At 68.6% G+C, this 17,442-nt stretch carries 16 protein-coding genes; 8 read left to right on the forward strand and 8 right to left on the reverse strand.

What is annotated here, in order from left to right:
• Positions 1-71: 71 nt before the first annotated feature.
• From EIP85_RS05240 to EIP85_RS05250, 3 genes are all read right to left on the reverse strand, one after another.
• Positions 72-1,709, reverse strand: a complete 1,638-nt coding sequence (locus tag EIP85_RS05240; RefSeq protein ID WP_127901108.1) for an FMN-binding glutamate synthase family protein — start codon at positions 1,707-1,709, stop codon at positions 72-74.
• Between the two features lie 75 nt (positions 1,710-1,784).
• The gene (locus tag EIP85_RS05245; protein WP_127901109.1) at positions 1,785-2,009 is read right to left on the reverse strand and encodes a hypothetical protein; all 225 of its coding nucleotides are present in this window, start codon (positions 2,007-2,009) and stop codon (positions 1,785-1,787) included.
• 161 nt (positions 2,010-2,170) lie between these two features.
• The gene (locus tag EIP85_RS05250; RefSeq protein ID WP_241559893.1) at positions 2,171-3,985 is read right to left on the reverse strand and encodes a chloride channel protein; all 1,815 of its coding nucleotides are present in this window, start codon (positions 3,983-3,985) and stop codon (positions 2,171-2,173) included.
• A gap of 207 nt (positions 3,986-4,192) precedes the next feature.
• On the opposite strand from EIP85_RS05250, the gene EIP85_RS05255 reads away from it, so the two are divergent.
• From EIP85_RS05255 to EIP85_RS05265, 3 genes are all read left to right on the forward strand, one after another.
• Complete coding sequence (locus EIP85_RS05255; protein ID WP_127901110.1) at positions 4,193-5,161, forward strand: ketopantoate reductase family protein; 969 nt, start codon at positions 4,193-4,195, stop codon at positions 5,159-5,161.
• A gap of 109 nt (positions 5,162-5,270) precedes the next feature.
• A complete protein-coding gene (locus tag EIP85_RS05260; protein WP_127901111.1) occupies positions 5,271-6,137 on the forward strand; it encodes an S-methyl-5'-thioadenosine phosphorylase in 867 nt (288 codons plus the stop codon).
• A gap of 67 nt (positions 6,138-6,204) precedes the next feature.
• Complete coding sequence (locus EIP85_RS05265) at positions 6,205-6,738, forward strand: adenine phosphoribosyltransferase (protein WP_127901112.1); 534 nt, start codon at positions 6,205-6,207, stop codon at positions 6,736-6,738.
• Positions 6,739-6,772: 34 nt separating this feature from the next.
• Here EIP85_RS05265 and EIP85_RS05270 read toward each other — a convergent pair whose 3' ends face one another.
• From EIP85_RS05270 to EIP85_RS05290, 5 genes are all read right to left on the reverse strand, one after another.
• Positions 6,773-7,858, reverse strand: coding sequence for a lipoyl protein ligase domain-containing protein (locus EIP85_RS05270; RefSeq protein ID WP_127901113.1), 1,086 nt, complete (start codon positions 7,856-7,858; stop codon positions 6,773-6,775).
• A gap of 173 nt (positions 7,859-8,031) precedes the next feature.
• A complete protein-coding gene (locus EIP85_RS05275; RefSeq protein ID WP_206615461.1) occupies positions 8,032-9,324 on the reverse strand; it encodes a radical SAM protein in 1,293 nt (430 codons plus the stop codon).
• Positions 9,321-10,436 carry a geranylgeranyl reductase family protein gene (locus tag EIP85_RS05280; protein WP_127901114.1) on the reverse strand — a complete coding sequence of 372 codons (1,116 nt, stop codon included), beginning with the start codon at positions 10,434-10,436 and terminating at the stop codon, positions 9,321-9,323. Before EIP85_RS05280 ends, EIP85_RS05275 begins: the two co-directional genes overlap by 4 nt.
• 94 nt (positions 10,437-10,530) lie before the next feature.
• Positions 10,531-11,577 carry a radical SAM protein gene (locus tag EIP85_RS05285; protein ID WP_127901115.1) on the reverse strand — a complete coding sequence of 349 codons (1,047 nt, stop codon included), beginning with the start codon at positions 11,575-11,577 and terminating at the stop codon, positions 10,531-10,533.
• A gap of 24 nt (positions 11,578-11,601) precedes the next feature.
• The gene (locus tag EIP85_RS05290) at positions 11,602-12,723 is read right to left on the reverse strand and encodes an acetoin utilization protein AcuC (RefSeq protein ID WP_127901116.1); all 1,122 of its coding nucleotides are present in this window, start codon (positions 12,721-12,723) and stop codon (positions 11,602-11,604) included.
• 227 nt (positions 12,724-12,950) lie between these two features.
• Here EIP85_RS05290 and EIP85_RS05295 point away from each other — a divergent pair, with 227 nt between their 5' ends.
• The 5 genes from EIP85_RS05295 (at position 12,951) to EIP85_RS23390 (ending at position 17,432) form a co-directional block, all read left to right on the forward strand.
• Positions 12,951-13,652, forward strand: a complete 702-nt coding sequence (locus EIP85_RS05295) for a type 1 glutamine amidotransferase family protein (RefSeq protein ID WP_127901117.1) — start codon at positions 12,951-12,953, stop codon at positions 13,650-13,652.
• 128 nt (positions 13,653-13,780) lie between these two features.
• Complete coding sequence (locus EIP85_RS05300; RefSeq protein ID WP_241559894.1) at positions 13,781-14,167, forward strand: DsrE family protein; 387 nt, start codon at positions 13,781-13,783, stop codon at positions 14,165-14,167.
• A 25-nt stretch (positions 14,168-14,192) separates the two neighbouring features.
• Positions 14,193-14,969 carry a 4Fe-4S dicluster domain-containing protein gene (locus tag EIP85_RS05305; protein ID WP_206615463.1) on the forward strand — a complete coding sequence of 259 codons (777 nt, stop codon included), beginning with the start codon at positions 14,193-14,195 and terminating at the stop codon, positions 14,967-14,969.
• A gap of 43 nt (positions 14,970-15,012) precedes the next feature.
• Positions 15,013-16,383 carry a heterodisulfide reductase-related iron-sulfur binding cluster gene (locus EIP85_RS05310; protein WP_127901119.1) on the forward strand — a complete coding sequence of 457 codons (1,371 nt, stop codon included), beginning with the start codon at positions 15,013-15,015 and terminating at the stop codon, positions 16,381-16,383.
• Positions 16,380-17,432, forward strand: a complete 1,053-nt coding sequence (locus EIP85_RS23390) for an FAD-dependent oxidoreductase (RefSeq protein WP_127901120.1) — start codon at positions 16,380-16,382, stop codon at positions 17,430-17,432. Before EIP85_RS05310 ends, EIP85_RS23390 begins: the two co-directional genes overlap by 4 nt.
• Positions 17,433-17,442: the final 10 nt, after the last annotated feature.

The following is a 17,442-nucleotide window of genomic DNA, read 5'->3' on the forward strand; positions in this document are numbered from 1 at the left end:
AGGGGGTCGACGGAGGCCGAGGTCTGTCCGTTTATGGCGTAACGAACCCCTTTGGTTTGCCGGGCCGGGGCCTAGGCCTCGTGGCGGGCGAAGCTGTCGGCGCGGGCGACCCGCCAGGGATCGGCGAAGCGGCCGGCGGAGGCGGGCTCTGCAATCAGCTGACCGGGGGCGAGCATCTGGTAATGCTCGGCATAGCTCACCGCCTGCTCGTTCGGGCCGCGGCGCAGGAAGTGGTGCGGCCGCAGCTCTGCCGGATGCTCCAGCCCCGCGGCGGCGATCAGTTCGGCCAGCGCATGCAGCGTGTTGCGGTGGAAGTTCTTCACCCGCTCGGCCTTGTCCGGCACCACCAGCGCGCGCTGGCGGGCCGGGTCCGGCGAGGTCACGCCGGTCGGGCATTGCCCGGTGTGGCAGGACTGCGCCTGGATGCAGCCCAACGCGAACATGAAGCCGCGCGCCGCGTTGCACCAGTCCGCCCCCAGCGCCATGACGCGGGCCATGTCGAACGCGGTGACGATCTTGCCCGAGGCGCCCAGCCGGATCCGGTCGCGCAGCCCGACGCCGACCAGCGCGTTATGGGCAAAGCTCAGCCCGTCACGCAGCGGCATGCCGATATGGTCCATGAACTCCAGGGGCGCTGCGCCGGTGCCGCCCTCCTTGCCGTCGATGACGATGAAATCCGGCGTCAGGCCGGTCTCCACCATCGCCTTGCAGATCGCCAGGAACTCCCACGGGTGGCCGATGCAGAGCTTGAAGCCCGCCGGCTTGCCGCCTGAGAGCATGCGCATCTTCGCCACCATCTCCAGCAGCTCGATCGGCGTCGAAAAGGCGGAATGAGCGGAGGGCGAGATGCAGTCTTCGCCCATCGGCACACCGCGGATCGCGGCGATCTCCGGCGTGATCTTGGCCGCGGGCAGCACGCCGCCATGGCCGGGCTTGGCGCCCTGGGAAAGCTTCAGCTCCACCATCCTGATCTGCTCGGCCGAGGCGGTTCGGGCGAAGACCTCCTCTTCGAAGGTGCCGCCCTTGCCGCGGCAGCCGAAATAGCCCGAGCCGATCTCCCAGATCAGGTCTCCGCCACCCTCCCGGTGATAGGGCGAGACGCCGCCCTCGCCGGTGTCATGGGCGAAGCCGCCCATCTTCGCGCCGCGATTGAGCGCGCGCACCGCGTTCGCCGAGAGCGCGCCGTAGGACATGGCGGAGATGTTCAGCACCGAAGCCGAATAGGGCTGCGTGCAGGGGCCGGTGTGGCCGATAGTGACCCGCAGCGCCTCGACCGGGGCCTGCGGCTTCGGCGCGAGCGAATGGTGCAGCCATTCGAAGCGCTCGCCGTAGACGTCGTACTGGGTGCCGAAGGGCCGCTTGTCGAGCGCCTCTTTGGCGCGCTGGTAGACGATGGCGCGCTTGTCGCGGGGGAAGGGCGCGCCGTCCTTGTCGCTTTCCAGGAAATACTGGCGGATCTCGGGGCGCACCTTCTCCATCAGGAAGCGGGCATGGGCGGCGAGTGGGTAGTTCCTGAGGATCGCGTGGCGGGTCTGGAAGAGGTCGCGCAGCCCGAGCGCCGCGAGGGCCAGGAAGACCAGGGCCAACAGGCCGAAGAGGTCCGGCAGGGTCCGGGTGAAAGCGGCGAGGGCCGCGAAGACCAGCGTTCCCGTGACAGCCAGGGTCAGCGGCAGGAAGCGCAGCTCGAATGGATAGCGCAGAGCCCGCATGGCCGCCTCCCCCGTTTCTCGTTCGCGCGAGCTTAGGAGCGCCGCGGCGGGAAGCGCAAGCTGGGAAACGGGCGGTTAAGACCCCGGCCCGCGGGCGCCGGCCCCGGCCAGCGGGCGGGGGGGCTGGCCGGTGCGGCGCAGGCCGCGGTGGATCTGCAGCGCGACCACGGCCAGCAGCACCAGCATCCCGCCACCCCAGCCGAGGCCGATCGCGGCCGCGACGGCCGCGCCGAGGGCCAGCGCAAGAAGGCCGAGCGCGAGGCCCGCGAGCAGGGCAAGAATAAGAGCGCCGAGGATCATGCGCGGTCGGAGTGTCCGAATTCAGGGGGTCCGGCACGGCTGGACCCGCGCCGGAGAATGCCGCCCATTAGTCCCAACCGCCGCCGCGTTTCAAGCCGGAGCCCGCGCCCCGCAGTGCCACGGGCGGGGTTCCGCCGTGGCCCCCGCCCCGCATCGGCGGCTTAGAGCCCGGGCATACCCAGCTCGTCGTTGCGGCGGCGTTCCAGCTCCTGGGTGTAGCGCTTCAGGGCAAAGGCCTCGGACAGCGAGCCCAGCACCCGCGGCGCGGTGGCGGAGGCGACGACGGGCAGCGTCTCGGCCCGGGCCTCGCCGAACTTGCGCAGGATGGTGCGGATGTCGTCGCCCGGCAGCACGTAGCAGCCGCGGCAGGTGGTCAGGTCGGCGGCGACGAGATGGGGCACCATCTCGGTGATGTCGGGGTCGTGGACGGCCGCGATGTCGATCATGCCGGCATATTCGCCGCCGCCGTTCACCGCGACGGCCCATTTATGGCTGCCCAGCGGCACCAGTTCGCGCAGTTTGCCGAGGGGGGTGGCGACCGGAACGGTGCGCACGTCCGAGCGCATCAGCCGGCCGGCGGTCATCTCGGTGATCCAGCCGATGTCGTGCCCGCCCCGGAGCGGCAGCCCGCGCAGGTGGAAGCGCCAGGTCGAGAAGGAGTAGCCGAAGGTCAGCCGCACCGTGGTGGAGGCGATCAGCACGCCCATCAGCGTGGCGAAGGTGATCAGGAAATCGCCGGTCGATTCCAGCACCAGGAAGACCATGGTGAAGGGCGCGCCGATGATCGCGGCCCCGGTCGCGCCCATGCCGACCAGCAGGAAGGCGGTGCGTTCGGACAGGAAGGCGGGATCGAACATACCCAGCGTGTTGACGAAGGCCGCGCCGAGCAGCAGCCCGATGAAGAGCGACGAGGAGAACAACCCGCCCCGGAAGCTCGCCCCGAGCGAGATCGCCGAGCCGAGCACCTTGCCGGCGAGTAGCAGCAGCAGCGGGATCAGCGTCCATTGCGTCTGCAGGTGCCACTGGATCGCGCCATGGCCGGAGCCGAGCACCTGGGGCGAGCCGAAGGCCAGCAGGCTCAGCGCCACGCCGCCGATGGCCGGGCGCGCCCAGGCGGGCAGCTTCGAGGCCTTCAGGATACGCTCGACCGAGGTCGCGAGCCACATCGTCAGGATGCCGACGCCGGCCGCCGCGAAGCCCAGGAGCGCGAAGAGCAGGTAGTACATATGCGGCACCGGAAAAGCGCCGAAGACATCGAAGAGCGGCGCGTCGGTGCGCAGGTTGCGCACCACCAGCACGGCGGAGAGGCAGGCCGCCAGCACCGGCGCCAGCATCTTGGTCGTGTAGCTCGAATGGATCAGCTCGAAGCCGTAGAAGGCGCCCGCCAGCGGCGCGTTGAAGGCCGCGGCGATGGCGGCGGCGGCGCCGGAGGTGACCATTGTGCGCTGGTCCTCGCGGCGGAGGTGGAAATATTCGCCCACCGAGGCGAAGATGCCGGCCCCGAACTGGCTGTAGCCCGCCTCCATCCCGACCGAGGCGCCGCAGGCGTTGGAGATCACGGTCAGCCCGGTCAGCCGCGCCGAGTCGCGGAAGCTGAGCTGGCCGCCGTAAAGCGCGTTGGCCTCGACGGGGTCGATGATCTCGGTGGGCCGGAGCTTCTGCAGCAGAAGCGTTATCCCGCCGAGGGCCAGCCCGCCCAGCGCCGGCACCAGCGCAAGGCGCAGGTAGTCGACATCGGTCTGGGCGGAGAGGTGCTCGCCGAAGAACAGGTTGAAGTCGAGCGCGTGAAGCGCCATCACGATGTCGCGCAGGCCGATCGTGACGAGGCCGACGAAGCCGCCGACGATGGCCGAGACCACGATCAGGATGAACTCGCGGTTTCGCACCGTCCGCCGCAGTTCGGTATAGCGCAGCAGCCCGGCGCGCAGCACGCGGCGCGACAGGGACGGATTGAGCGGCCGCGAAGTCATCGTCATGGCAAGACCCGGGAGGCGGGAGTTCGTATTCCGAGATACGAATGCAACCCCATGCTTGGCAAGCCACAATACCGCGCAGAGCTGAAACATTTTGGCGTCATGCGCGGGATGGCGCCCTCCGGCGCGGAAAGGAGGGCCGTCCATCCCCCCCTTTCCGCCCCGCAGCGATCGCCCTAGTGTCGCCGCGCGGCAGAACGGAGGGACATCATGCGCATCATCGTCCACGGAACCGGAGCGATCGGCGGCGCCATGGCGGGCCTTCTGGCACTTGCCGGCCGCGAGGTGGTGGGCATCGCCCGCGGCGCCCAGCGCGAAGCGATCTCGGCCCGGGGCCTGAGGATCCGCATGCCCTCCGGCGACAGGCAGGCCCGTTTCGACTGCGTCGCCAGCCCCGAGGCGCTCACGCTGCGCCCCGACGATGCCGTCATCCTCGCTGTGAAGACGCAGGACACGCTCGGCGCGCTCGCACAGCTGCGCGCGGCCGGGCTGAGCGAACAGCCGGTCTTCTGCGCGCAGAACGGGGTGGAGAACGAACGCCTCGCGCTGCGCTATTTCCCGAATGTTCACGGCATGACGGTGATGATGCCGGCGCAGTTCCTCGTCCCCGGCGAGGTGGCCGTCTTCGGCACGCCCAAGCCGGGCATCTTCGATCTCGGCCGCTATCCCTCGGGCCTCGACGATGCCGACAGGGCCATGGCCGAGGCGCTGGAGGCGGCCGGCTTCGCCGCCTTCGCGGTGCCCGACGTGATGGCGAGCAAGTACGGAAAACTGCTGATGAACCTCGGCAATATCACCGAGGCCGCGTTCGGGAGCAGCCCCGAGGCTAAGGCCATTCGCCCGCGCCTGCGCGAGGAGGCCGCCGCCGTGCTGGCCGCCGCCGGGATCGCCTGGAAGGATGTCGGCGCCGCCGATCCGCGCCGCGATGCGCTGATGAAGATCGTCGAGATCGAGGGGCTCGACCGGGCCGGAAGCTCTACCACCCAGAGCCTCGCGCGCGGGACCGGATCGGTGGAGACGGATTACCTCAACGGCGAGATCGCGCTTCTGGCGGCGCTGCACGGCGTGCCCGCTCCGGCCAATGCCTGGCTTACGGCGCTGGCCGCGCGGATGGCGCGCGAGGGCCGCGCGCCGGGGTCGGTCCCGCTGGCGGAGTTCGAGGCCGCGATGGCGGGCTGAACGCCCGCGCGCACGTCACGCCAGACGTGTGGCCCGCTCGGCCAGATCGCCCCTTTTCGAACCCCGGCCATTCGTCCTAGACTCCGCGGCAGCGCAGCGGAGAGGATGTATGGAACGCAGGATCGGCATCATCGGCGGCTCGGGCATCTACGACATCCCGGGCCTCGAGGAGGCGCGCTGGCAGGCCGTGGAAACGCCCTGGGGCGCGCCCTCGGACGAGATCCTGACCGGCCGGCTGGGCGGTGTGATGCTGGCCTTCCTGCCGCGACATGGCCGCGGCCATGTGCATTCGCCAAGCACGATCCCCTACCGGGCCAATATCGACGCGATGAAGCGGATCGGGGTGACCGATCTCGTCTCCGTCTCGGCCTGCGGGTCGTTCCGCGAGGCGATGGCGCCGGGGGATTTCGTCATCGTCGACCAGTTCATCGACCGCACCTTCGCGCGGGAGAAGAGCTTCTTCGGGGCCGGCTGCGTCGCGCATGTAGGCTTCGCCCATCCGACTTGCCCGCGGCTCTCGGCCGGCTGCCTCTCGGCGGCGCTGGAGGCCGGGATCACCGTGCATGACGGCGGCACCTACCTTGCCATGGAGGGGCCGCAGTTCTCCACCCTCGCCGAAAGCCGGATGTACCGCGAACAGTGGGGCGCCGACGTGATCGGGATGACCAACATGCCGGAGGCGAAGCTCGCCCGCGAGGCGGAGCTCTGCTACGCGTCGGTCGCCATGGTGACTGATTTCGACTGCTGGCACCCGGGTCATGACGCGGTCGACGTGGCGAAGGTAATCGAGACGCTGACCGGCAATGCCGACAAGGCGCGCGCGCTGGTCGCAGGGCTTCCGGCGCATCTGGGGGCGCACGCGCCCTGCCCCGACGGCTGCGATCACGCGCTTGATCACGCGATCATGACCGCGCCCGGCAAGCGCGATCCCGCGCTTCTGGCCAGGCTCGACGCGGTGGCGGGCCGGGTACTCTGAGCGGGCGCTTGCCGGGCTTTTCCGGCTCGTGCTAACGAGGCGGGCGCCCCAGCCCGAAAGGCCCGCCATGCAGAAGACCGTCAAGGATTACATCCGCACCATCCCCGATTTCCCGCATGAGGGGATCCTGTTCCGGGACGTGACCACGCTCTTCGCCGATCCGCGCGGGTTCCGGATGGCGATCGACCAGCTGATCAACCCCTATGCCGGGGCGCGGATCGACAAGGTCGCGGCGCTGGAGGCGCGGGGCTTCATCCTGGGCGGCGCCATCGCCCACCAGCTGTCGCGCGGCTTCGTGCCGATCCGCAAGAAGGGCAAGCTGCCCGGCGCCACCATCGCGCAGGACTACAAGCTGGAATACGGCGAGGCGATCATGGAGCTGCATGACGACGCGCTGCATGCCAGCGAGCGGGTGCTGCTGGTCGACGACCTCCTGGCCACCGGCGGCACGGCGGAGGCCGGGATCCGGCTGATCGAGCGTCTTGGCGCCGAGGTGGTGGGCTGCGCCTTCATCATCGACCTGCCCGAGCTCGGCGGGCGCAAGCGGCTGGAAGCGATGGGCATGCCGGTTCACGCGCTCTGCGAGTTCGAGGGGCTCTGAAGCCCCTCCCCCTCCCTTTCGCCCCCTTCCCGCGTCAGCCCGCGGGCTCGTAGGCCTCCGCGCCCTCGATCGCATTGCGGATGGCGCGGGCGAAATCCGCCGGTGCTGCGGTCAGAAGGCCCACGCTGGCCGCGGCAAAGAAGCGGTCGACCTCGGCCTCCAGCTCCGCCACCGGAACGCCGCGCAGGGCGGCTTCCAGGTTCAGGATCGTCGCCGGGGGCGTGACGAAGAAGTCGCCCGTGATGACGATCTCGCGGATCCGGTTCTGGCGCGGGCCTTCGAGGCGGACATGCGCGGCGATGCGACCGCCCTGCCCGGTGAAGCCGCCGGAGCGGACATCCGAAGGGTGGGCGGGGTCGTCGATCGAATAGACGAACTCGTCCTGGCCGATCTCTTCGTCGAAGAGGCGGCGGGCGGTCTCTTCCTCCGCTTCCGTGATCGCGCCCCATTCGGGGGCGATGCCGAGGGCCTCGGCGAAGCCTTCGATCACCGCCTGCTTGATCTCGGCGAGCGGCGGCGGGGTGCCGCCGAAAAGCTCGGCCAGCGTCACCACCCGCTGCGCCGCGCTGGTCTGGCCGCGCTTGGCGAGCTTGGCGGCGGGGATGTTCAGAAGCGAGGCCATCTTCGCCCCGTTCATCTCCACCAGCACGGTGCCCTGGTAGAAGATCGTGTCCCCGTCGAAGAAGCCGCCGGTGCCGCCGATCTTGCGGCCCTCGACCTCCAGGTCGTTGCGGGGGCGGTAGCGGACGGCGGGGCCGAGCTTCGAAAGCCCCGCCGCGCAGGCCTCGCAAAGCGCGCGGGCGACCTCGCCCAGGGTGGTCAGGCCCAGGCTTTTCTTCGAGAAGACCAGCTCCCAGCCGAATTGCCCCTCGTCGAGGTAGAGCGCGCCGCCGCCGGTGATGCGGCGGCCGATGCCGACACCGGCCGCGCGGCAGGCGGGAAGGTGCAGCTCCTGGCTGATCGCCTGATGGCGGCCGACGAGGACGGAGGGCGGGAAGGTCAGGAAACGCAGCGTGTCGGGGATCACGCCCGCCTTGTGGCACTCGATCAGCGCCTGGTCGAAGGCCATCTGCTCGCGGCAGGGGCGGACGCCGGTGTCGATGATGCGGAACGGGGTCATGGCTCTTGTTCCTCCCTATCCGTGGGGCGCCGCGCCCTGCATCAGCGGCCGACCGGTGGACGGACGCGCAGGGCGCATTGCCGGAGCGCAAGCGTAGGCGATCCCGGCGTCGATGTCGCTGCCCGGCGGCCTTTGGGCCACCGGGCCGGCTGGGCGGTGAGGCCGCGCCAGCGTCACAGCAGGTCGAACTCCTCGCCGTCCTCGTAGGTCTCGCCCGGGCGCAGCATGTCGAGCTGACTTCTGACCTTGCGGATATCAACGTCCTTCAGCGCGAAGGGGTAGCTTGCGATGTTCGAGGGCGGGCTGTCGCCATAGGGCCGGTCGCAGGCGGAGATATCATCGGCGAACTTGCCCGGGCAGCCGGAGGTGCGGAAGGCGATGCCGGCGTCGATGATGGTGGAAAGCTCGGATTCGGGCAGGCCGAAATCCACGATGCGGCCGTTCTCGTCGAACCTCATCTGGGCGATGTTCACCCCGCAGTAATCGACGAGGTAGCGGGCAAGCTGCACCCGCCGCCACTGGTCGCGGGGTGTGGCGGGCAGATGGTCCATCAGGCTGCCCTTCTCGGGGAAGAAGCAGAACATGTGGGAATGCCCGCCGAGGTCGACGAGGTCCTGCACGACCTTCATCACCTCGTATTCGGTCTCGCCCATGCCGACGATGATATGGGCGCCGAATTTCTTCGGGCCGAAGATGTCGCGGGCGTCGAGCATGATCTCCCAATACTTCTTCCAGGTATGGGGCGACTGCACGCCCTTGCCGCGGGTGCGGTCGAAGAGCTCGGGCGTGGCCGCGTCGAGCGCCACGGTGAAGATGTCGGAGCCCATGTCGCGCAAGATCTGCACGTCGCGGCGCGCCATTGTCGTCGGGTTCGACAGGATGGAGATCGGGATCGCGTCGGGGTCGATGCGCTCGACCCATTTCTTCAGCACCGTCACCGTGTCGTCGTCGGAATTCGGGTGGGTGATCATCGAGATGCACATGCGGTGGAAGGGCGTCCCCGCCACGTCGGCGGCGACGCGGTCCACGATCTCGTCCATCGACACGGCGGGCCAGTCGACGCGGATGAAGTTGCGGTCTGCGTAGTTGCGTTCCGCCTCGCGGTGCCGGGCGAGGCCGCAATAGGCGCAGTTGGCGCGGCAGCCTTCGGGGTAGGTCAGGAGCAGGTTCAGGCAGCGCGTGCAGGAACAGCGGTGCATCTGCCCCTCGACGAGGCCCAGCGTGATCGCGGCGGCGGTCGACATCTGGACGTAGTCGGGCGAGCGCATGTGGGGCGTCATCACCCGGTAATCCGGGCGGTAGAGGCCGTGGGGGGCGATGTCGGCGTCCTTCACCGGCTTGCCGTTCCGGAAGGGCGCGGGCGTGCGGCCGGGCGCGCGCGGCTCCATCAGGTCATAGGCGTTGAAATCCTGGCCATTGGCGCCGGTGCGGCCAGGCAGTGCTCCCTCGGGTTTCAGGCAGGTCATGCGGGTTCCTTCTCCTCCCTCGTCTCGGCGGGAGCCGGGGTCCGGTCCCAGTAATCGGAATAGGCGATCCAGCCACGGCGGAGCGCGGCGTCGCTCGGGCGGCTCGCGCCGGCATAGGCGGCCATCAGCTCCTGCCTCCGGCGGAGGGCGAGGGCGATGGAGGGGCCGAAGAGGTCGCGGGCCTCCTCGTCGTAATCGGCGGCGGCGCCGGCATCGCCGGCAAGCTGCGCGGCGGCGGCGCGTCCGGCCATGCGGCCGGAGAGAACGGCGGCGTTGATCCCCGCCCCGGTGACCGGGTTGACGAGCCCCGCCGCGTCGCCCGCCAGCAGCGCCGTGGTGGCGCCCAGCCGGCCGGAGAGTCCGATGATCCCGCCGACGGGGATCGCGCCTCCGGTCGTGGCGTGGATGGTCGGACCGACGCGGCGGGCGCAGAGGAGTTCCACATGCAGCTCGGACAGCAGCGTCTTGAGGCGGCCCTTCCGGGCGGGCGCGATGCCGAGGCCGAGGTTGCAGAGCTTGCCCTTGGGGAAGAGCCAGCCGTAGCCGCCCTCGATCTCGGGGCGCAGGAAGATGTCGGTCGCCGCGTGCGGCACGAGCAGGTCAAGGGTGATCTGGCGCGTCTCGACCAGCTCGGTGTTGACGAGGCCCAGCGCCCGGCCGGTGGGCGAGCGCGGGCCGTCGGCCCCGATCAGAACCCGGGGCCGGTAGCTGCTGCCATCGGCGAGGCCTACCGTGCCGTCGGGGCCGATGGCGCGGATCGGCGTGGCGAAGCGGCAGTCGGCGCCGGCGGCGCGGGCGGCCGCGACGAGGGCTGCGTCGAAACCGGCGCGGTCGATCATGTGGCCGCGGAATTCGGGCGTGGTGTCGGGGGCGGCCTCGCGCAGATAGGTCTCCATCGTCGCGATGTCCTGGATGCGGGCGGCGGAGACGGCGGCGGTGTCCATCCCGAGCATCATCGGGACGAACTCGGCGCATTGGACGGGCAGGCCCGGCCGGGCGCGGCGGTCGACGGCAAGCACGGTGGCGCCAGCCTCGGCCGCGGCAGCCGCCGCTGCGGCCCCGGCGGGGCCGAGGCCCGCGACGAGAACGTCGATGGGGCGGGGCGCAGTCATGGCGTGGCCTCGCCGGAGGCGACGAGGGCGGCGCCTGACCGGGCGAGCGCCGGGCGGGGAAGCGTCACGGACGCGCCTATGGTCGCCCCCCCGGTCATGCTGCGCAGGTCCGCAGGTTGCCGACGCCCTTGCCGAGGCTGGCGCCGATCTTGATCGAGCAGCAGGCGTGTTCCTGGTGCCAGTCGCGCCCCGTGGCCTGGGCCACCTGCACCGCGCCCTCCGCCGGAAACGCGATGCCGTCGAGACCCGCCATCACCGCATAGGCATCCGTCACCCGCTTGTGCATCCCGGCGGGCCGCGCGCAGCCCAGCAGAAGCTGCCGGTCGCCCAGCCGCTGCCGCGCCTCCAGGAATATGCGCCCGACGTCCGAGGTCGCGGGGGTCCTGAACGTCCCTGGCTTCGCATAGAACGGCATGATGACCACCAGCACCAGCGCGTTGACCGGGTAGCGCGAGACGATGTCGAGCGCGCGCGCCTCGCCCTTCAGCGCGCCATAATGCAGGCCGATGACGATGTGGGGCGAGACCTCCATCCTCGTCGCGGTCAGCGCGGCGAGCGTGGCCTCGAAATCCTCCACCGGGCGGTCGAGGTGGTAGACCTGCCGGATCGTCTCCTCCGAGCCGATCACGTCCATCATGGCGGTGTCGACGCCCGCCGCCTCCATCCGCCTGGCCCCGGCCTCGTCGGTCAGGGCGGTGTGGATGGCGATCTTCAGATCCGGAAAGTCGCGCTTGAGCCCCTCGATGACGGGGTAGTAGCGCTCGTAGCGGATCTCGTTTCGGCGGTTGGAGCCGCCGGAGAGAAGGAACCCCTGCAGCCCCTGCAGCAGGATCAGGTCGCGGACCTTCTGGTCCAGCATCTCGGGCTTCGTCGCGGGAATCATCGGCTCCAGGATCTTCGCCTGGCAATGGTCGCAGTCGAGCGCGCAGCCCCCCGCGGTGATCGAGAAGGCCGGGAAGGAGTTCTTGCCGCAGCCCTTCAGGTCGGCCGTGTCGTATTCCTTGAAGGTCGGCGTTGAAAACCGCAGCGGGCGGGCGATCATCCCGGGGCCGAGACGTTCCATCTCTGCCACCAGGCCCGCGTCGAATTCCGCGTCCTCCAGCTCCTCGATCGCGCCGAGGCGGCCTAACCAGTCGGACATTCCATTCCTCCCTTCCGTGGCCGGTCAGGCCACGTGTTCAGCATTCCTCTCGGGCGCCAGCACCGCCTCGGCGATCTCGTGGAAGCGCTCGCGCACCGGGCCATCGTTCCGGGGATCGGCGAGCGTGGTGGTCCAGCGCGGCAGCCTGTCCTCTTCGTCGACGAGGTCGCAGTCGAAGCTCTCCAGCAACCGGCGGCTTTCCCCGGGCAGGGCCGCCGGGATCTCGTATCCGGCGAGGCGGCCCCAGAGCCCGGTCCAGCAGCGCGCCACGGTCCAGGGATTGTAGCCGCCGCCGCCGAGAACGACGGTAGAGGGCGCGATCCGGGCGAGCGCCACCACCGCATCCCAGAGCGCCACGTTCGAAAGCTCCAGCGAGGAGAGCGGATCGCCCGCGAGCGGGTCTGCGCCGCAGGTGATCACTACCGCCTCCGGCGCGAAGCCCTGGGCGAGTGGCAGCACGGCGCGCGCCATCAGCAGGCCGAATTCGCTGTCGTTCATCCGCCCGGGCACCGGCAGGTTGCGGGCGTTGCCGCCCGCGCGGTCGCCAAGGCGGCCAGTGAAGGGCCAGCGGTTCTCCTCGTGGATCGAGACGGTCATCACCCGCGCCTCATCGGCAAAGGCCGCCTCCACCCCATCGCCGTGATGGGCGTCGAGATCGACGTAGAGGACGCGGGACATCCCCTCGTCCAAGAGCGTCAGAATGGCGAAGACCGGGTCGTTGAAGAAGCAGAAGCCGGAGGCATGGGCCGGCATGCCGTGATGGGTGCCGCCCGAGGGGTGATAGGCGACCCCGCCCCGCGCCGCGATCCGCGCCGCCTGGACCGAACCGCCGACCGAGGTGCCGGCGCGCTCGTAGAGGCCCGGGAACACCGGGTTCTCCAGCGTGCCGATCCGGAAGCGCGCGCGGGCCTCGTCACTGACGCGGCGGGTCGCCTCTGCCGCCACGATGGCGTCGATGTAGTCCGGGGCGTGAAAGGCCAGAAGCTCCTCGCGGCTGGCGCGGTGGCTTTGGACATAGCCGCCGGGCAGCCAGCCGAGATGGTCCGCGAGATCCAGCACCGCGCCGACGCGCTGGATGGCGAGGGGATGATTCCCCCGGTACCCGGTGGCGCGGTAGATCTCGGAGCTGATGAACTGGGCGTGCATCCGGGCCTCTTCGGGCGGCGCGTGACCGGGGACGCCCCGGCGGCACGGCCACCCATTCGAATCATAATATTCCAATTTTTGGATACGACCGCAAATCTTTCCTTTCGACCCCGACACGCCACCGGCCAAGGCTCGCCGGATTCATACCCAAATTAGAATGTTTCGTTGACAGGGGCCCGCCGCGAGCCGATCCTTTGGGCTGTCCCTGGAGCCGAAGCGAAGGCGCAATGAAGACAATCTGCGTGATCCAGCACACCGAGGCCGAGTATCTCGGCCTGCTGGAGGACCATCTGGAAGGCCGCAACATCCGCTTCCATTACAAGCGGCCCTTCACCTCCGGCGGCACCCTGCCGGCCTCGGCCGAGGGCTATGACGGGCTGATGCTGCTGGGCGGCGGTCCTTACGGCGTGGTCTCGGGCCATATCCTGCCGAGCCTCGGGCATGAACTGCGGCTGACGCGTGCGTTCCTGTCTGCCGGACTGCCGGTGGTGGGGTTCGAACTCGGCGCGGTGCTTCTGTCCATCGCGGCCGGGGGCGGGGCAGAGGAGGCGCCGCTGCGCTTCACGCTAGAATCGGCGCAGGCGACCGGGGCGGGCCGACTCGGCGGGCAGATGCCGGAGGTGTTCCCCCTCGCCTGCTATCTGCGCGACGCCCCTGCCCTGCCCGCGGAGGCGACGATTCTGGCCCGCGGTCAGGACGGCGCGCCGCTCGTTTTCGGGATCGGGGACAACAGCCTTGGGTTCCTCGGCCATCCCGGCATGAAGCGCGGCATGGCGGAGGACCTGATCATGGAATTCGCTGACACGCCAGAGGATTGCGCGACGCCGCTGCAGGCGCTCGCCGTGGCCCAGGGCGAGATCGCCGAGGTGCTCAGCGGGCTGATGGTCGGCCTCGCGGCGCATACCGGCTGGATGGAGGAAATGGCCTGAGCGGAGAACCGGCGGGCGGAAAGATTAACGATATTGCATATTCGAATTCTTGCATCTAACGTGACTGAAGATGACTGTGCGGGACCACACCGTTCTGGGAGGAACGGCCCCGCGATGGCCCTGGGAGGATGAACGTGGCGAGCAAACTGATCATCGTGATGGTCAATACAGACCCCCGCAACGGCGAGGAGCTGGGCGCGCCCTTCTTCCAGGCCACCGTCGCCGCGGCGATGGATTACGAGGTGGAGGTCATCTGCACCGCCACCGCGGGACAGCTGATGAAGAAGGGCGTGGCCGAGAAACTCGTGGTCAAGCCCGGCTCGCCCAAGACCGTCTATGACTTCATCAAGGACGCGCATGACGCAGGCGCGAAGTTCTACTGCTGCTCGCCCAATCTCGACCTCTTCGACATGACCGCGGACGACCTGATCCCCGAATGCGAGGGCATCGTCGGCGGTGCCAAGGTGATCGAGGACATCATGGAAGACGACGACGCGAAGGTGTTGACCTACTGACGCCCATTTTCGCGGGGAGGCGAAGATGAACGCCCATGTGCAGACGACCAATCCGCAGATCTCCGATCCTGTGTCGGAGAAGCCGGTGGTGCCTTACGAGGAACTGGAGGAGATCTTCGACGATATCCGCACCCATGCGGTCTATGCGTCCGAGATCCACGGCTGCCTGAACTGCGGCATCTGCACCGCCACCTGCCCCTCGGCGCATTACTACGACTACAGCCCCCGCGAGATCGTGCAGCTGCTGTGGACGGAGAACCTCGAGGGCATCTACGACGCGATGCAGGAGAAGATCTGGGCCTGCGCCCAGTGCTACACCTGCGCCGCCCGCTGCCCGTTCGAGAACTCGCCCGGCGGCCTCGTCATGATCATGCGAGAGGTGGCGATCAAGCACGGGATGGAAAGCGCCAAGGAGGTGCTGCGGCCGTTCAGCCGCGTGCTTCTGAAGGTCGTCTCCACCGGCAACCAGCTGGCGCCCAACATGATCACCAAGGAGGCGTTCCCCGACTGGGGTCCGAACGTCGCCAAGGTCGACGCGCCGCTGGCGATCCTGCGCAAGGCGATCCCGATGCCGACCATGCACACGCTGGACACGGCCTGGGAGGTCAACCTGAAGACCTCGGTCGAGCTCTACACCATCTGGGAGGCGACCGGCGTCCTGGATCAACTTGAAATCGTTGATGAAAACCTCTTCGACGTGGTCTCCGACGTGATGGAGGAGAAGCGCGAGGAGTGGGAAGACTGGCTCGACGAGCAGGACGACGACGACGAGGACGACGATACGGACGGCGACGACGAATAGGCCCCCGGCCCCCGGCCGGGGCGCACCTGAAGGAGGACGCGACATGGCATCCGAAACCAATGGCAAGAGCGGCGCATTCAGCGGCTTCGGCGCCGACTGGCAGCCCAGCAACCTCTCGGCAGCGGAGGCGCGCCGCGCCACCGACTGGGTCGAGGCGAAGATCGACAAGCGGGCGCTGCTGACCTCCAAGGAGCGCAAGGAAGACGTCCGCGACGCGATGTGGCAGCTGGAGAAGGAGGGCCAGATCCTGGTCCACCGGATCGGCGAGCAGCACAAGCCGATCATGGCCAAGACGCTTTACGGCTGGGACAAGAAGATCCCGACCACGAACCTCTGGCACCACAAGTCCTGCGGCCAGTGCGGGAACATCCCGGGCTATCCGTCGTCGGTCCTCTGGCTGATGAACAAGATGGAGCTCAACTACCTCGACGAGACCGACCAGACCTCGTGCACGGCGTGGAACTACCATGGCTCGGGCATCGGCAACGTGGTCTCGCTGGCGGCGGTGTTCCTGAGGAACTTCCACCAGGCCTATGTCTCCGCCAAGGCGCAGGGCCTGCCGGAGGGGACCTATTACCCGCTCGTCCATTGCGGCACCTCCTTCGGCAACTACAAGGAGATGCGGCATTTCCTGGTGCATTCGGCAGAGCTGCGCGAGGAGGTGACGAAGATCCTCGGCAAGCTCGGCCGGCTGATCGACGGCAAGCTGCTGATCCCGGAGGAGGTCGTCCACTACTCCGAATGGCTGCACGTGATGCGCCACCGGATCAAGGATTTCCAGGAAATCGACGTCTCCCACATCCGAACCACCGTCCACCCGGCCTGCCACGTCTACAAGATGGTGCCGGAGGACGTGATCTACGACGACACCGTGCTGGACGGGAACCGCGTGGCGGTGACCACCGGCCTTCTGCAGACGCTCGGCACCCAGGTGATCGACTATTCCACCTGGTACGACTGCTGCGGCTTCGGCTTCCGCCATATCATCGGCGAGCGGGAATTCACCCGGTCCTTCGCCATCGACCGCAAGATCAAGGTCGCGGTGGAGGAGGCGAAATCCGACGCGATGATCGGCCATGACACCGGCTGCATCACAACGCTGGACAAGAACCAGTGGATCGGCCGCGCGGTCGACAAGGTCTACGAGCTGCCGGTGATGGCCGATTGCCAGTTCGCCGCGCTGGTCTGCGGCGCGCATCCCTACAAGCTGGCGCAACTCCACTGGCACGCCTCCCCCTTCGAGAAGCTTCTGGAAAAGATGGGCATCGACTGGGAGGCCAAGAAGGCGGAGTTCGAGGCCTATCTGGAAGAGGTCAAGGCCGGGCGGATCGAGACCCTTTACGACCCGAAGCGGGCCATCACCTCTGGCCCCGGCTACGTCAAACCCAAGTCCCTTGCAGGAGCGGAGAAGTGAGCGAGCCTATCCTGATCGTCGGCGGGGGGCCCGCCGGGTTGTCCGCCGCCCATGCCGCGGCCTCCGCCGGGCGGAAGGTGATCCTCGTGGAGAAGGAGGACCGTCTTGGCGGCGCGCCGATCCTTTCGGGCTATGCCCGGCTGGTGCCGAGCCATGAATGGGCGGCCGACGCGATCGGCGCCATGGTCAAGCGCGTCGTCGAGAATCCGAATGTCGAGGTCCGCCTGAACACGCAGGTGCAGGCCTTCAGCGGGGAACCCGGCGCCTTCACCGCCACCTTGAAGGACGGCGGCAATATCTCGGCGGCCAGCACGATCCTGACCACGGGCTTCACCCATTTCGACAGCGTCAACAAGCCGGAGTGGGGCTTTGGCACCTACCCGGACGTGGTGACGACGACGCAGGTTGAACAGATGATCTCCTCCGGCCGGGGGGTGCGCTGCCCGTCGGACGGCAGGAAGCCCGACCGCGTGGCGATCCTGCTCTGCGTCGGCTCGCGCGACCGGCAGATCGGGCGGGAATGGTGCTCGAAGATCTGCTGCACCGTCTCCTCCAACCTCGCCATGGAAATCCGCGAGGAGCTGCCGAATTCCAACGTCTACATCTACTACATGGATATCCGGACCTTCGGCCTCTACGAGGGCGAATTCTACTGGGGCAGCCAGGAGGAATATAAGGTCAAGTACATCAAGGCCCGCATCGCCGAGGTCACCTCGGACGGCAAACGGCTGCTGGTGAAGGGCGAGGACACGCTGGTCAAGCGGCCAATCTCGATCCCCTTCGACATGGTGGTCCACGCCGTGGGCATGGACCCGAACGTCGACAACATGACGCTTTCGTCGGTCTTCGGGGTAGACCTGAACAAGTACGGCTACATCGGGCGCGCCAACACCTACACCACGCTCTGCCAGACCTCGCGGCCCGGCGTCTTCGTGGCCGGCGCCGCCTCGGGGCCGGAGACGATCGACGACTCGATCGCGCAGGGAAGTGCCGCGGCTATCGCGGCGCTGAACTTCGCGGCCGGCGCGGTGAGCGCGGCGGCAGAGTGATGTTCGGGCT

The sequence above is a fragment of the Solirhodobacter olei genome (assembly GCF_004010155.1).
Lineage (GTDB): Bacteria > Pseudomonadota > Alphaproteobacteria > Rhodobacterales > Rhodobacteraceae > Solirhodobacter > Solirhodobacter olei.

Bases quoted from the DNA above. Each gene is read 5' to 3' on its own strand.
- EIP85_RS05240 (WP_127901108.1), bottom strand. From the start codon at position 1,709: ATGCGGGCTCTGCGCTATCCATTCGAGCTGCGCTTCCTGCCGCTGACC.
- EIP85_RS05245 (WP_127901109.1), bottom strand. From the start codon at position 2,009: ATGATCCTCGGCGCTCTTATTCTTGCCCTGCTCGCGGGCCTCGCGCTC.
- EIP85_RS05250 (WP_241559893.1), bottom strand. From the start codon at position 3,985: ATGACGATGACTTCGCGGCCGCTCAATCCGTCCCTGTCGCGCCGCGTG.
- EIP85_RS05255 (WP_127901110.1), top strand. From the start codon at position 4,193: ATGCGCATCATCGTCCACGGAACCGGAGCGATCGGCGGCGCCATGGCG.
- EIP85_RS05260 (WP_127901111.1), top strand. From the start codon at position 5,271: ATGGAACGCAGGATCGGCATCATCGGCGGCTCGGGCATCTACGACATC.
- EIP85_RS05265 (WP_127901112.1), top strand. From the start codon at position 6,205: ATGCAGAAGACCGTCAAGGATTACATCCGCACCATCCCCGATTTCCCG.
- EIP85_RS05270 (WP_127901113.1), bottom strand. From the start codon at position 7,858: ATGACCCCGTTCCGCATCATCGACACCGGCGTCCGCCCCTGCCGCGAG.
- EIP85_RS05275 (WP_206615461.1), bottom strand. From the start codon at position 9,324: ATGACCTGCCTGAAACCCGAGGGAGCACTGCCTGGCCGCACCGGCGCC.
- EIP85_RS05280 (WP_127901114.1), bottom strand. From the start codon at position 10,436: ATGACTGCGCCCCGCCCCATCGACGTTCTCGTCGCGGGCCTCGGCCCC.
- EIP85_RS05285 (WP_127901115.1), bottom strand. From the start codon at position 11,577: ATGTCCGACTGGTTAGGCCGCCTCGGCGCGATCGAGGAGCTGGAGGAC.
- EIP85_RS05290 (WP_127901116.1), bottom strand. From the start codon at position 12,723: ATGCACGCCCAGTTCATCAGCTCCGAGATCTACCGCGCCACCGGGTAC.
- EIP85_RS05295 (WP_127901117.1), top strand. From the start codon at position 12,951: ATGAAGACAATCTGCGTGATCCAGCACACCGAGGCCGAGTATCTCGGC.
- EIP85_RS05300 (WP_241559894.1), top strand. From the start codon at position 13,781: ATGAACGTGGCGAGCAAACTGATCATCGTGATGGTCAATACAGACCCC.
- EIP85_RS05305 (WP_206615463.1), top strand. From the start codon at position 14,193: ATGAACGCCCATGTGCAGACGACCAATCCGCAGATCTCCGATCCTGTG.
- EIP85_RS05310 (WP_127901119.1), top strand. From the start codon at position 15,013: ATGGCATCCGAAACCAATGGCAAGAGCGGCGCATTCAGCGGCTTCGGC.